At 56.8% G+C, this 15,497-nt stretch carries 7 protein-coding genes; 1 reads left to right on the top strand and 6 read right to left on the bottom strand.

Going from position 1 to position 15,497, the window contains the following annotated elements:
* Positions 1–58 precede the first annotated feature (58 nt).
* From VFU50_20440 to VFU50_20425, 4 genes are all read right to left on the bottom strand, one after another.
* On the bottom strand, positions 59–1,393 hold the full coding sequence (locus VFU50_20440) for an alpha-L-fucosidase (GenBank protein ID HEU5235238.1): 1,335 nt from the start codon (positions 1,391–1,393) through the stop codon (positions 59–61).
* An 87-nt stretch (positions 1,394–1,480) separates the two neighbouring features.
* A complete protein-coding gene (tsaA, locus tag VFU50_20435) occupies positions 1,481–1,891 on the bottom strand; it encodes a tRNA (N6-threonylcarbamoyladenosine(37)-N6)-methyltransferase TrmO (protein HEU5235237.1) in 411 nt (136 codons plus the stop codon).
* A gap of 90 nt (positions 1,892–1,981) precedes the next feature.
* Positions 1,982–2,782, bottom strand: coding sequence for a type II CAAX endopeptidase family protein (locus VFU50_20430; protein ID HEU5235236.1), 801 nt, complete (start codon positions 2,780–2,782; stop codon positions 1,982–1,984).
* Positions 2,734–5,505, bottom strand: coding sequence for a hypothetical protein (locus VFU50_20425; GenBank protein ID HEU5235235.1), 2,772 nt, complete (start codon positions 5,503–5,505; stop codon positions 2,734–2,736). Before VFU50_20425 ends, VFU50_20430 begins: the two co-directional genes overlap by 49 nt.
* A 405-nt stretch (positions 5,506–5,910) precedes the next feature.
* Between VFU50_20425 and VFU50_20420 the strand changes: the two genes are divergently transcribed.
* A complete protein-coding gene (locus VFU50_20420; GenBank protein HEU5235234.1) occupies positions 5,911–9,450 on the top strand; it encodes a TonB-dependent receptor in 3,540 nt (1,179 codons plus the stop codon).
* A 352-nt stretch (positions 9,451–9,802) separates the two neighbouring features.
* Here the strand turns inward: VFU50_20420 and VFU50_20415 are convergent, their stop codons facing one another.
* Both VFU50_20415 and VFU50_20410 read right to left on the bottom strand, forming a co-directional pair.
* On the bottom strand, positions 9,803–11,449 hold the full coding sequence (locus VFU50_20415) for a glycoside hydrolase family 28 protein (GenBank protein HEU5235233.1): 1,647 nt from the start codon (positions 11,447–11,449) through the stop codon (positions 9,803–9,805).
* Between the two features lie 73 nt (positions 11,450–11,522).
* Positions 11,523–14,987 carry an arabinofuranosidase catalytic domain-containing protein gene (locus tag VFU50_20410; GenBank protein ID HEU5235232.1) on the bottom strand — a complete coding sequence of 1,155 codons (3,465 nt, stop codon included), beginning with the start codon at positions 14,985–14,987 and terminating at the stop codon, positions 11,523–11,525.
* Between the last annotated feature and the right edge of the window lie 510 nt (positions 14,988–15,497).

The raw sequence follows: 15,497 nt of genomic DNA, 5'->3' as shown, positions 1-15,497 counted from the left end.
CGCCCGGAGTATTGCGCACTAGAAGCCTCCCTCAGGGTTGTTGGCGCACGGATACACATCATTGGCTAGTGCGGAAAGCTTGAAACTCCCGAATGTGTGCCTCCGCAGAACTGGAGAGGATATTCAGCCGTATGCGAGCCGCGGTCACGGGCGGAAAGCTGTCGATCTTTTTGTGTCCAAGTGCGTGACCTTCCGCGACTGATTTCCAGTTCTTGCCGTCCCAAATCTCGATCCTGTAATGATCGACGTGCTGCCCATCGTTCAGCCACTCCATTGTCAGCGTGTGATCGAAGGTGATCGGCTTGTGGAGAGTGGCTTCGAGAATTGCATGGTGTGAGCCGGTGGGAGCGGACCAGAAGGTATCAGGATCGTTATCGAACGCGGCTTCGGATACCGAATTGGGAACGTGCTCTTTTGCAATCAGATTCGTCGCGTACCGCTTCCGGATTGCCGCTCCGAATTCTTCGAGTCGCTTGACGTCGGCGTCGGGCACCAGGCCGCGCCGATCAGGTGCAAGTCCGAGCATGAGCTGGCCGCCGCGTCCGACGGTGTTCTCATAAATCGAAATCAATTCATCGACCGATTTCAGCGTGCCTTCGTCATTGGGATGCCAGAACCAGTGCTGCTTGTGCAGTGGCGTATCCGCCTCGACTGGACGCCAGCGCAAGTATCCGTGACGGTCAAGCACGTTCCAGTTTTCGTACGGAATGGTGCCGTCTTCATTGCCGGCCCAACGGATGTCGCCGTACTCGAACAGCGCGGCATCGGCGAACACCAGCGTGTTGGGCTGCTTGATGCGTAATGTTTCGATAATGCGTGGAAAGTTGTAAACGTGTCCGGCGCTGCCGGCGCCATCAAGCCAGAATTCCACCAGATCGCCATAGTGCGAGGTGAGTTCGTCGAGCTGCGCTGCGTAATAGTCATCGTATTCGGCGGAATTTTTATAGCGCGGCTCGTGGCGGTCCCAGGGAGAGAGATAGACGCCGAACTTCATGCCCAGCTTGTGCGCCGCGTCGGAGACACGCTTCACTACGTCGCCCTTGCCGCTCTCCCATGGGCTGCTTTTTACGCTGTAGGTTGTTTGTTTGCTGGGCCACAGGCAGAAGCCGTCGTGATGTTTGGCCACCAGCACCACATACTTAGCGCCCGCAGCTTTGGCCGCCTGCAACCATTGTTCCGCGTCGAGCTGTGTCGGATTGAAGACCTGCGGGCCGGCGGTGCCGTCTCCCCACTCGCGATCGAGATAAGTGTTGGTTCCAAAATGGATCAGCACACCGAATTCAAGATCCTGCCATTCGACTTGCTGCGGCGAAGGCTTGAGATCAACGGCATTTTGCGCCAACGCGAAAGATGTGAGCATCAGCGCAAGCGAGATGGCTAGTAGAGATTGCACGAAGCGAGTTTTCTTCCTGGAATCTCGGTCAGAGTCCAATCCTTCTCCTTCGAGCTACGCAGAGGTTTCTCGACATAACTTAGCTGCTCAAGAATCCTGCCCCGGGCACAGTAAGGGCTTGATATCGACGACTGGGGTGCCGTCGATGGCTTCGATTGGTCCGACCAGCAGGCGGCTTCCCTCGATTCGCCGCACCGTCACCTGATGCAGACCGATGGGATTCGGGCGGTCCGGAGAGCGCGTGGCGAAAACGCCGGTAAGCGGATTCTGCTTGTTGCCTCGCGGATGAACTTTCAGAGTCTCGCGTCGCGATTGGTGAAGCCAGGTAAGAACGACCACCGCATCGCCTACAGCTAGACCTTCCAGCGCAGGAGCAGCGAACGCATGCACCTCCAGCCACGCGTCGGGCGCGCCTTCAGCGCCCTGGCGCGGAGCGTTCTTGCGTTGTTTCAGCGTGGAATGAATGACGCCTATGGAACGAAAAGACGGAATCCGCATGGGAGAGCTGCGCCTCCGGTGTGGTTTTTTGATTGCATCAGTCATCGACATAGCACCCTGGCGGCTGGCACTGCTCAGTGCCAGCAAACGTTATCGAAACACCAAATGCGCGATGCGCGTCTCGATGTCGAAGTAGATAATCAGCACCGCCGCCACATCGAATGCGGCATGCGCGATCATCACGAACATCAACCTGCCCGTGCAAGCAAAGATGGAACCAAAGGTCAGACCAGTAATGATCGCCTGCACGACTCCATCGCGTCCCTGCACTTGATAATGAGCCATTCCGAACAGCACTGAGGTCACCAATACAACTATCGTTTTTGTCGCTGGACTGGAACCGAACCTATGCCCCAAGCGTTCGAATAAGTAGCCGCGCCAGAAAGTTTCTTCTCCCCACCCTGCGCCGACCACGACCAGGACTAGAAATCCGGGAAGCGCCGCAGAATTGTGCGCCAGGAAGTGATAGGCGCGATTGATGGGATCGGCACCCAACAGCGGCATGACTACTGCCTTCAACAACAGCTTCAAGGCTGCGCCGAATGCCACGCCACCTGCGATCGTAACGACATAGTTCTCAGGTCGCACATAGCCGACCTCAGGCCATGGCGTCTTCGAGAGCACAACCCACAAAATGACCAACGCCGCGGCAACCAGCGAATTGATCATTGCTCCGGCCAGGATGATGGCAATCGCCAGCATGCCCACTGGCCCAAAACCTCGCAGCCGTGCCGCAAAGTTCTGTCGCTCCCCGAGTTTCTCCGACTGAGGAGATAATGAGCCTGTCGCCATGTTCACTTTTTTCGTACGATAGCAGCTCTTACGCCGGATGAAATTCCCAACTACCGACTCGGCGCCGCTGGTCGCCTGCGAAATTCGCGGATGTGCCACACGGCAGCTTCGGCGGGCAGAATATCCTTGCACAACTCGAGCACCTCGATGCAAGTCAGACCGGTTTGCGAGGCTTCGTTGGTCGAAATGCGCGGGTCCTCCTCGATCGGACTTAGAGTGTCTGGCCCGGCGACGTTCCGGACAGTTGCGAAGCCTGCACGTTGCTGCAATAACATCTCGAGCGCCTTTTGCCCAAAAGCCTTGTTGCCGGTTTTGGAATAAGCCCATGCTGCCAGCCTTGCGCCACCCTGCCCCGGAGCAACGTATTGCGCGTCGATTCCTTCGCTGTTGGTGGTCTTGTCTCTGATCCAGACCTCCGGTGGAGCTACCGCCAACCGGCATAACCGCAGCCACTCCTTAGCGAAGTCCTCTCGCCCCAGGAGTGGAACAAGTTCGAACATCACATGCGCGCCTCCCTGGATGGTGGCTAAGTTGTAGTTGGCCACTCCATACTGTCCTGTTTTCATATCGGGAATCGGTGAGAGTTTTCCGGTTGCATTGTCATAGCCGACAATCGCGGCCTCAGCCGTTGCTTTCTCGGTCGGTTTGCCCGTTTCCAAGCCGAATTTCATTGCCCGGATCGAATCGACTCCGGCAAGAATGTGATCGCGCCAACGCACATCATTGGTACGCTCCCACTCAGTCATCCAGTTCCCGGCCATGGCAAACCAATCAGGTCCGACGCGGATGCGGACCTTGGGCTCACCCGGAGTGGCGGGCGCCGCCTCGCGCATCGGATCGAAGTTCGCGATTGATACTCCTGCCCACTCCGCAGCTTCGCGCATTAGATCGCCTGTGCGTTCATCTGTAGTGAGGTAATAGAATGGCCGCCAGTGCGCAGCCTGACTGATGCGAACTTCCTTAGCTCCATCTCCCCATTTCACGACATTGTGACGCGAGCCCAGGCCGCGCATCGGACCCAGGTGGTACACGTCTGTCTCGCTGGTGTTGCGGGTGTAGTCGGCAGCGAAGCGGAAGAGGGCAGAACAGCCGGTACGCAGATAACTCTCCCATAGCCATAATGGGACCGCGAGTTCCGTATTGTCCCAGGCGTGACCACCCCAGTCGTAGTGCCATTGATGGCGTGGCGCCGAATACGAGTGCATGAAGTCACCGTACTGCCAGAAGCCGTACCATGAGCGTTCATCGACTTGTCGTTGGTAATACGCGAGCACGGAATCGAGTCCGTCCTCGATGGACTTCTTAAATGCGGTGGATCGATCGGGCAAACTCCACACTCCGAACACGCCGGTGGAATGTATGTACTCGGGGGAGCACGCCAGCAGCGGTAATTGGTTTGCTTCCTGCGCCATGATCACGGAATCGTTTCGCTGCGGCCAGCCGTCGAGGGCGTACAACGTCAATTCACTGGTTCGCGCGACTCCGTATGCGGTGCTCAATCCGGGCTGAACGTCCTCGTATGCGGCATCGAGGCCATGGCCGTGGGAATCATAGAAGCGCATATCCATCTCAGGACCATCGGGTGACCACAACCAGGCAACGAGCTTCGGGCCCGTGCCACTGGCTCCTTGCACCTCCAGTCCTGCGGGGTAAGACTGCCAGAAGTTTTTTATCCCAACCGCCAGCCCGCCACTTAGGTCGCTGAGTGAAGCCAGACCTTGCGACCTCTTTCCTGCCGCAGAGAATAGCCATGTGCTGTTGGGATTTGTACGCTTGACGATGGTGAAGCCGTGCGGCGTTGGCTGCGCCAGTCTGAAATCATCCCAAATCGCATTTTTATCGAAGACAGGATTTCCGGCGAAAGGCTGACCTGATTCCTGCGCGACATTTCCACCACCAGGCTGGAGCGGTTCGGACCATAGACCGTTCTCCTCGCCTGCGAAGCGCACACTGCGGTTTTTCGGATCGTCCCGCATCGGTACTTCAACTTGGAGTCCCAATCCGCGTATGAAGTCCTTCTCCTGATCACCATCGAAAAGGATCGTGTGAACAAGCCGCAACGAACTCAGACCGGTATAGAAGTAAAGCCTGATGGTGAACGGCAGCCATCCGCGTTTGGAGCGCTCGCCGCGATGAACACCCTCGATCTTGATCACCGCCCGAACCGGCCCAGACTGCTCCACGATGACGCTTTTTACCTCGCTGACAAACCGCTCCCGGGCAGGCGAGTCCTCGGGCAGATTTTGCGGTCCGTTTTGCAGGATGCACGCCAACTGCGCGGATCCAGCAATCTGCTTGTTCCCGAGCATGATCGAATCGAACAGACTGGTTCCGGAAGAAGGAATAGAGCAACTCATCGGGCCCGTATTCACCACCACAGTGGCGCCATTCTTTTTCACGGATACGCTTCCTTTTGCCGAGGACGAATCGCGCGAAAGAATGGCAGCCTCGCTCAGGCCTGCCGGCACGACGGTTGCGAATCCGCTCCACTTCAATGATCCATCAGGCCAGTAGGCAAGCGGCCAACTCTGGAGTGGTAGTTCCCCGCCGGCAGTACGAAGGCGAAACGCGGATACGGACCGCACTGCGCCTTGAGGCCAAGGCACACCGAAACTAATCCCTGCCGCATGTGATGGGGGCTTTTCGCCGACCCACGAGAGGCGAATGTCAGTTCCCTCTTCGGGAGTCGCCGTGTGTACCTCGACAGGCGTAGATGCAGCCAGAAGGTCCAATTCTTTCGAGCTACTGAATGCGTCTGCATGAATCGCTCCCACAACGAGAGCTGTCTGTTTGAGGAAATCACGTCTTGTTTTAGGCTTCAAATTTCATCTCCTTAACTTCCTCATTCAGCGGGCGAACCGAACCCAAGGTTGAAACACCTGAAACGTACGACAGAGGCGCATAGTCGCGCGCCCAGCGCGATTACCGCCTGGGCAATCGCTCAGGTCGAGGGACAGTATTGTCTTGTGGGAAACGAGGCATTGCTGATTTTTTTTGTTTCGCTATGCACAACTGCTTTCAAAGGCCGCATGACGGATAGTTCCGCAAAAACCCGCTCTCACTCCGTCGTATGTGCCTCCTGGGTTTTGAAGGTGGTTTCGCATTGAGAAACCATTTGCTTCCCATCAGTACTTTCTTGACTTGCGCCACGGAACCCGACTACAGCTACACGCGACAATTTCCGAAATGGGCGGCTGCAGCTGACGGAGATAAGGAAGGAGCAGTGTATGCGCTATCTCACACTTTGCGGAGGACTGGCAATTTTCTTTGCGTCGGCATTCGCTCAAGTTGGAGGAACAGGTTCGATCCAGGGCACGGTGATGGATTCCTCCCGAGCCGTAGTCACTGGCGCGACCGTTACCGCGACGAACGACGCGACGGGAGTTCAGATCACGCGCCAGACAACTGCAGCCGGCACCTTTGTGCTTCCGCTCTTACCCGCTGGCGTATACACCGTTACGGTGAAGGCCAATGGGTTTCAAGGCTTCAGCCAGACGCACATAGTGGTGAATGCGCTCGAGGTGGTCTCGGTAGACCCTGTTCTGCAGGTTGGAGCAGTCGCTGACACTGTCACCGTCAGCGGCGAATCCGCCATGCTCCAGACCAATGATGTTGCTCTTGGCACCACAATGGAGAATGAGGTCTATGATGCCCTTCCGCTCTCGATGAATAAATCCGCACGAGATCCATCGGCCTTTGTAGGTCTCGCCTTGGGAGTTCAAAACTACTCAACTCAGGCTGCCGGTCCTTCGACTGGATCGTTTAGCGGTGGACAACCGTTCCAGAATGAAACTTATGTCGAAGGCATTCCGCTGACCAGCGCCGGAACTGAGAGCGACACGCGTAACCTGGCGTTCGGCGTCTCGGTTGAGGCGGTGGACCAGTTCCAAGTCGAGACTACCGGCTCTAAGGCCATGAACGAAGGGCAGGGACTTTCGAATTACGTCATCCGGTCAGGTACGAATTCGTTCCATGGCGCGGTTTATGAGTACCTCCGCAACACAGTTTTCGACGCCAAACCATACTTCTCCGCTATCCGTCCGCCTGAGCATCAGAATGAGTTTGGAGCGAGTCTGGGCGGCCCGATCAAAAGGAACAAGATTTTTTTCTTCGCGAACTACGATGCGTATCGTTTTTCGTCGGCAACGCAGCCGGCCCTACAGACCATTCCGACCGCTGCCGAACGCTTGGGGGATTTCAGCGCTTTCCCGCAGCCGATTTTCGATCCGGCCACCACAACCTGCAACAACGGCGTCTGCACGCGGCAGCAGTTCTCCTTCCAAGGCAGACTGAATGTGATCGATCCGGCCCGGATATCCAAGGTTTCGCAGTCGCTGCAATCGTATCTGCCCACCAATTTCGCCAATGGTGGAATTACGAACAACTATCTCGCCACTCTGCCGGACCGTGTAACTAACAACAGCGGCGTCGCCAAAGTAGACGTCAATTTGTCCGACAAACAAAAGATCTTCGGACTCTTTTCCCGCGGAGACTATGCTAATCCACTTACCGGAAGTCTCACTGTAGGTACTACCTCTACCCTGCCGCCGCCCTATACTCAGGCGAGAAATGTACTTGAGTACGCCACCCTTGCGCAGGTGAAGCACACCTATACGCTGAGTTCCCATCTTATTAATGAGGCCAGTTTGGGAATGAGCCGTCTGTGGATTCCGCTCACGAGCCTTTCGGCCAGCGGCAACTATTTATCGAAGGCTGGCTTCACTGGCTACCCCGCGGGTGTAGGTTTTCCCGATATCAATTTCGGTACTGCGAATAATCCCCCCATCAGTTGGGCCGGGACAAACTCTCATACCTTCAACGAAGCGCAGACCACATTTACCGCTCAGGAAAATCTGCTGTGGAGCACCGGCAGGCACAACTTCACCTTCGGATTTCAGTGGCAGGCCCTGCAGGACAACGAGACGTTTGCTCCCGAAGGCAGCTTTACCTTCGCAACCAACGAGACCGCGAACTTTAAATCGAATGGAACGATTGATACATCCACAGGAAATCCATACGCCAGTTTCCTGTTAGGAGCTGTAGATGCAAGCGCAATACCGATATTCAGCGTGAGGGAAACCGGAGGACGCTACAAAGATTACGCCTTCTGGGCACAGGACGATTATCAGGTAAGCCCACGCCTGACTCTTAATCTTGGCCTGCGCTGGGACATCTGGGGTCCGTTCACGGAAACGAACAACTACATGTCCTTCTTTAATCCGACTCTTGCCAATCCGCTCGCAGGAGGAAGAGCAGGTGCCCTTCAGTTCGCAGGTTCCGGAACCGATGGATGTAACTGCAGTACTCCCGTCAAGCAGCACAATGTGAACCTCGGTCCACGCGTGGGCCTCGCGTATCGCGTTGGGGACAACACTGCTATTCGAGCGTCGTTTGGCATTGCCTACGCTCACGCCGGTGGTGTGGGTGGGCGTGTGAATGGAAGGCAAGGATTAAGCCAGATTGGGTTCAACAGCAACGGCAGCCTGAGCCAGACCGCCACTGGAAGTCCCATCTATTTCTGGGACAACGGCTATCCCGGCAACCCGATACAGCCCCCATTCTTTAACCCGAGCTTCGGTACCGGCTTCGTTCAGACGTCGGTGGCGCAGGCAGCCAGTGATCCGTGGGCAGGCCCAGGCACCGCACAAACTTTGGTTTATGGCGATCCGGAAAATGGCGGCAAGCCTCCCTATTACGAAAATTGGACTTTGAATGTCCAACATTCATTTGGCAAGAACACTACGGTGAGCGTTGCCTACGTCGGGAACGAAGGCCATTGGCTGCCAGGCGCAACCGTAGCCAATCAGTTCACAAATCAGATTCCTCTGAAGTATCTCCCCTTGGGAGCTCTGCTTTCCCAGACCTTGGTTTCTGCAAACGGTACGGTAAATAACTCTGTACTAACTCAGGCTCAGGCTAAGTTTCCGGAAGTTGCCGTACCATTCCCCGGCTTCACCGGAACGCTGGCGCAATCGCTCCGGCCGTTTCCTCAATATGCAGGTCTGAGCAATCCCTGGCTCGACGTCGGGAACTCGAACTACCACGCGATGCAAACGTCACTGAACCGGCGCATATCCGCGGGCTTGAGCGCGATGGTGAACTATGTGTGGAGTAAGGAAATGGATGATCTGGCGAATGTGCGTATTCCGCTCCGGAATGACCTGGAGAGAAGTGTAGGAACGATTGACCATACGCATGTGCTCAACTCTACTTTTCTATACCAGCTACCTTTCGGCAAAGGGCGGCACTGGAGTTTCGATAATCCGGTTCTGAACGGAGTTGCAGGTGGCTGGCAGATCTCAGGCATATTCACCGTTGCCACTGGCGCACCACTAACGATAACCGGTACCTGCACCGGCGGGGGAATTATCGATGCCGTTTGCTATCCCAATTACAATCCGAGTTTTTCTGGCAGCGTTTGGCAGAACACTCCGATTGGCAGCGGTGGAGCGAACGTTGCCAAAACCGTTTATCTCAACAAAGCAGCTTTCGTAGATCCGGCGCAGTTCACGGCGGGAAACGTTCCGCGCACAGCTCCCTACGGTCTCCGTGTACCCTACAACAAAGATCTCGATCTGAGTCTTCGCCGGGAGTTCCCAATTCGGGAGCAAATGAAGCTAATGTTCCAGGCGGATGCCTTCAACGTCTCCAATGAACATCACTTCGCAGCTCCGGGAACAAACATCGACAACGCCAGCTTTGGAGTGTTCTCGTCGCAGGCAAACTCTCCCCGCAAGCTGCAGCTTGGCGCGCGTTTCGTTTTTTGACCCGTGCTATTTCTGTACGAGCTCGGCAAGGATGATGGCAAGAATAGTCACGTGCGCTTCAGGCTGAAATGCTGTGGCTTGGCTCTCACCAGAAAACCTTTGTCTTCATTGGCCGAGAGCCAGGAAAGCGCAATTCAGTCCGACACATTCCGGGAGATCCTTCACGCAAAAGAAGCGTTTCAGGATGACAGTGGCTGAAAGCGTCGGCGAAAGAACCATCATGAGTCCAGTAGAACTCGTGCCACAACACCAACACAGATCACACTAACTCCGAAAATGCTGTAGCGCTGTTCGTCTAGCGGTTGCGCAACTCCTCGCAATGCTCTCGGTCCTGATATGACCGGCGCCGCTGCTACAGGAGATGATCGCCGGCGGCCGCGAACGTCGCGTCTTTAGCCGCACGCGACCAGAGCAAACGAAAATCCGACACGTTGTGAAGCGAGAAGTTCTCCTGCCGTGGCGCTGTTATGGCGAAGAAGTCAGCCCGGTGGACATCCTCGAGCCAGAACGCCGGCCGGGGATCGGGGCCGGAGGGCGCGACCTCCACATGCGACATCTCCAGATTGCGCAGGTGGCGGATGAAAAAGCCATTCGACGGCGTGGGACCAAATCGGAGCAGTTCGGGGTACGCGTCTTCTAACTCCGGGACCTGAATAGTATGCCAATCCGGCATCGGCTTCGACTCTTCCCGGTTCACGCGCACCGTGCTGGGCATTGCGCGATGGTCGAAGTAGCAATTGGAAAGCTTCACGTCTTCGATGAGGTTGGAAGCTATTCCTGAAAACAGCGACGAGGTCGATGACGCTGAATTGTAGCTGACAAGATTCGCGATCAGCACGCGCCGCAGCGTACCCGTGCGGAGGGTCTCCTTGGGATTGCGGTTGCGCCGGTTCAGCCTAAGAAAGAGCGGCGCATCGACGATGTCCCGCATGGTGTTTCCGGTGACGGCAATATCTTCGAGGTAGGCTCCATCCGAGCTTTCGAGCGAAATGCCCTTGCATCCTTCGATCACATTTCCTGTAATTGTGATGTTCCGGAAACCGCCGTTCGATTCCGTCCCGCATTTGATACGGCCATTGCGGGAGACACGTGCGTCATCTGGGAATTTCTTCCACGTTCCATCGATGACGCTGCCCAGTTCGTAACAGCCAGTCACGTAGTTGTTCGCGATCGTCACGTTATCTGTTGAACGCGCGTATCCGAGTGCGTAGCTGGACTTCGGGCAAATCGCATCGTCCCAGGGCGAGTTGATCGTGCAGTTGGAAACGCGAACGTTGCGGCAGCAGTCGATGTCGAGCCCGTCGCGATCGGTATCGACCAGCAAATTGTCAATCGTGAGGTTATCTACCCCGGTGGCAAGGAGCGCGAAGTGTCCACCTTTCAGCACGCTGAAGTCGCGCAGCAGGACGTTGTGACAGTTCTTCAGTCCGAACGTTTTGTTGCCAACACCAGGTTGTTCGGCGACGAACGATTGATAGTCTCCGCGTGCGCCGCGCGAGCCGAATGAAAGCCCCTTGCCGAAGATGAGACCGGGCCCGAATACGGCGAAATCGTGCTCGTTTTCCGCGTGGAACAGAGAGTTGCGCCAATGGTTGTGGCCATAGTCCTGGTAAGGAGTCCAGGGATCGTTGGGCTCAGCTGCGTCGTACGCGCCGCCGTTATAGCCAGACGTCTCGCCAGGTTTGGGAGAATCGGCCGCGAGGATGGTGCAGCCATGCGATAGGTACAGGTCGACATGCGATTTGAGCCGAATCGTGAAGCACATGTACGTGCCGGCAGGAAACACCAATGTGCCCCCACCCGCCGCGGCAACCTCCTCGATGGCTTTGTTGATGGCCGGACTATCGACCGTCTTGCCATCGCCCGTAGCGCGGAAGCTCCGGACGTTGTAAATCGGTTGTGCTGACGGCGATACGCTCTGCGCGTCGGCGAGTGAGACATGGCCTACGGTGGCAGCAAGAGCTAAGGGAGACAACTTGAGCAGGTCGCGACGTTCCATAGTTGCAGAAGCATAACAGCTTCGAATTCCAAAGAGAGGCCACCTGCCGTTAGCTCACAAACCTTCACAGCGGTCAGTGAGGTCTCTCTGAATAGTGATTAGGCGCACCGGGTGTGGGCACACCGTCGTAGATCTGAGCCCCGATGGCATGGCTCCGCGTCAATGCATTTGTGACGCTGATGCCAGAACCGGAAACTTGTGCGCCGGCAGCGTGCGCATGAGTGAGCGGCGCGCTGACTGTGATTGAGCTGGCGCCAAACCTTCGGATGGAGGCAATGACTGCTGTCTCAGAGTTTGCGCCGCTGTCGATCGTGATGGTCTGGCCGTCGCGGAAACCAATTGGGTTGGCGACAGGAAGTACGGAGACACCAGCGCCGGTGGAGGTGTCGACCGTGGTCGCGCCTGATGTACCAACCGTCGCGATGACACCGTTCTCTTCGTTCGCGCCTGTATCGATCGTGATCTTCTGACCGACCTCAAAACCTTCGACATTGGCGACCTTGACATTGGTCTCACCAGCCTCGGACGCAGCCGCGAGAGTGGTAACCGCCTGCGTAAGGAAGTCAGTGCAGTTGCTGTCTGCCTCAGCGCCGTCTGGCGAGCGGCCCGCGCTCTGGTTTATCGCACTAACGGCAGCTGGCCCAAAGCCGCCCGCCGGGCCAGGCGCACGGACGAAGCATCCACTCTGATCAAAACCGGACTTGGCTTGGTATCCTTCCGCGGCCCATGGATCGACGAGGCCGCCGTAGTTGAGACTGTCGACCACCAGGCCTGGAGCGTCTCGAAGCACAATGCTGCCTTGTCTGAGCGCGATGGTGCGGCCAAAAAGAGGATAGTTGGTTACTAGCTCGGGTCCCCCGAACCACTGGTTGGGTGCGGGCGTTCCTTGATAACCCGCTGTGGTAACTGCGGAGTCACGCACAGCTGAATTGATGGCATGAGCTTTGGCCAATGCGCGGTCGAGCGCGATGCCGGTACCCAGCGCTTGCACGGGCTCGTTGCTCGAGTGGGCAAACGCGGTAGCCGGTTGGAAGCTGATTCCCGTTCCGCGGTCACTGAACGGAAGATTGGACGCATGGCTGAACTTCAGAGGCGCGGCTAAATCGAGGCCCGTGCCCACGGCCATCACTGTCCCGTCGCGGCCGTGCTCTTGGGCGAGTTCTGGAGTGAATTCAACCCCGGTGCCCGTTGGCCCTGCCGTGCCAACGGTGCTGACGGTGACCTCTTCTTTATTCGCAGGAGTACCGATGGTGAGTTTGTCGCCCGCAGCCAGGCCATTTACGTTGCGCACTTTGATGTTGGTGGCGCCGGCGCTCGCATCAGCGGCGAGGTTCGTGCGGTACGCCTGCTTGCCGACGCGCGTAACCGTGACGGTCTCGACGCCGTGTCCGCGGCTGTCGATGTCCAACCTGATCTTGTCACCTACTGAGATGTCGGAGACTGACGTTACTTTAATGTTGGTCGAGCCGGCGGGCGCGTCTGCCGCCAGATAGGCTTGCGTGCCCTGCTTGCCAACCGCAGTGACCGTAACCACCTCGTACTGCTCTAGATCTCGTGCGACGGCGGGGTAAGTAGCGCCGTAGCCGATCGCCATCTTCTGGCCGACCGCGAACTCGGACGTGCTCGCGACTGGCACATTGGTCGAACCGGCGGGAACAGTGATCACGGGACCATCTGGAAGAGGCTGCCACAGTGCGGTGTGATTGCCGGCTGCGGTTCCGAGGTTTGCGATTTTGCGCCTTTCCAAATTGGAACCCACGTCAACAGCGACCGTATCGCCCACCGACATGCCATTCGTATTCCTGACGTAGATAGTGCTATCGCCGACGCGTGCAGGAACCACAAGCCCGGAGTTGGAGAGACCAAACAGATAAAAGCCTCCGGTCGCCAGTTTCGTGCCGGCCGGAATCTTAAGTGTAGAGAAGATCGCCTGCTGTGCCGGGTGTAGGGTCAGCGTCCAGTTGGAGATGTCAACTGTACTGGATCCTCCATTGTAAAGTTCGATGAAGGAATCCGTTGTGTTCGCAGAACCCGAGCTGATACGGAATTCGTTGATCTTGATCGGGCTCACGTTCCGCACCTTCTCGACCACTGTCGTGGTTTGATTCGCGCCAGTCTTCGTGTTCGTCCACGACGCATTGCCCACGAGATCGCCATTGAAGGCTCCCTGGCCTGACGTGATTTTGAAGGTCGCGCTCGCGGTCGCACCGGGCGCGACCGGATCATTGAATTTTTTCGAAGTCTCTGTAGAGCTCGAAGCAAACGAGGTCCACTGTTTGTTGGGTACAGCGATACTCAACGTGACGTCCGCTACCGGCGCATCGGCGGTGTTTGTAAAGGTTGCCGTAATCTCCTGCGCAGAGCCGGGTGAGAACGTCTGGACTCCTGGTGGAGTAGCCGTCGCGGACGCTGGCGCAAGCGTCAGAGGAGCCACATCGTATCTTGCTCCTATGATGTTGGCCTGCACGCGTTGGTCGGTAGCGTCGGTAGGGAATGTGCCTGCGGCTGTCATTGCGCCTTCATAGAACGTTCCCTGCGAGCCGTTGCTGTTATCGCCGCCATTGCCGAGAAGGATCGCTCCTTGCTTGCGCATTGGGTCATACGTGCGGTTCACGCGCGGTCCACTGAACATTACCGACAACTCGCCCGTTTGTGCGTTGCCGCCCATCGAGGTCCAATGGTGCGGTTCTCCCTTAGCGATTGCGGTCACGAAGCGCCAGGTAATGCTTGGCAGGTTGACGCACAGTTTGGTTCCATCCGGGTTAACACACCCGACGAGATTGTTCTCCTGATCCGTCATGACCCACGGGCCCGGGGGATTACCGTGAAACCATGCACGAGCATTCCCAAAATAGGCCGTTTCCATGGTGCCGTTGTCGTCGTCGCGGCTGTCGATTTCGGCGTTACCGTAGTCGAAGCAGCAGCCGGAGTTATAGTGCAGACCGTTGATGACCCAGTACTGTCCCTCCGCCTGGTCGTCCACTGCTGTGCCTTTGGCATCGTTCTGGCGGAGTCCCATTCCAGGTTCGATAAACACGCCGTAGACTTTGTGTCCCATTATGGTAATGGGAGCCATGTCGGCGAGGGGAAGGTTGTTGAACCCGCCGAGTGCAGGTCCGCTGAATCCGCCGCGTGGCGCTTGAGTCAGGTCATTGTGTTGCGGCGACTGATCGTAAATCTTGCTGATCCAGCAATAAGTGTTGGCGCAGAATTTGTCCTGAGCCTCGGCGTCGGCATACCCACCCGCGTCCGGTACGGGCGATGCGACCGGCTCGACGACGCCAATGTCCAAAGTCTTGCCATCCGACTGACGAAGAACCTGGTACAGCGGGCCGTTGTATGACGCGTACAGCGCGCGTGTGGTGCTGTGCGCAGCCACGCAGGGATCGCCGGCAGCAGCATAGATGTCGCATGGGCCTTCGGGCCTCTGCTGAGCAACGCGCGAACCAGGGTTGCTCTGTTGTGCCATGACCAGGATGGCTGAAATCAACGGGAACGTCAGTGCAAGCGTAACTGCAAGAGAGATTCTCGTCTTCACGCTTTTCCTATCTGCCTTGTTCAGGCTTTGGTACATTCGGGTTCTTGATACGAGGCATAGCGGCGCTAACGTTTGCTGCCGCAAACCGATAAACAGTAACACTCACCCGAGCGATGGATACTCCCCCGGGCACAGCATACTAGAGAGTTTCTCCCTTAGCCGCTGGATTGATCGCGAGATTTTGGAATCGCGGTTGTACCGAATCTCCGGACTACGGCACCAAGCAGAATCTGCTCATAGCCGGAGGTCACGCCAATAGATGGTCGGGGAGAGAGGATTTGAACCTCCGACCCCCTGGTCCCGAAAAAGGGATTAGGTTGTCGTGCCGAATGTTTTCAATCTTGTACAGTGGTGCTTCGACCGTGTCATTCCTGCTCAATCATCCCAGTTTGGGATCTTTGTAAACCCTTTCGTGTAAACCCTCACTATAGGGATTCAGCGATGCTAATCGGCACCTAACACGCTCATCGAACTGATACTGAGTTGTTTCTGGCGGCGTTTCGCTAATTC

Source organism: Terriglobales bacterium, from assembly GCA_035764005.1.
Classification (GTDB): Bacteria; Acidobacteriota; Terriglobia; order Terriglobales; family Acidobacteriaceae; genus Gp1-AA112.
This window is presented reverse-complemented; position numbering and strand designations above follow the sequence as displayed.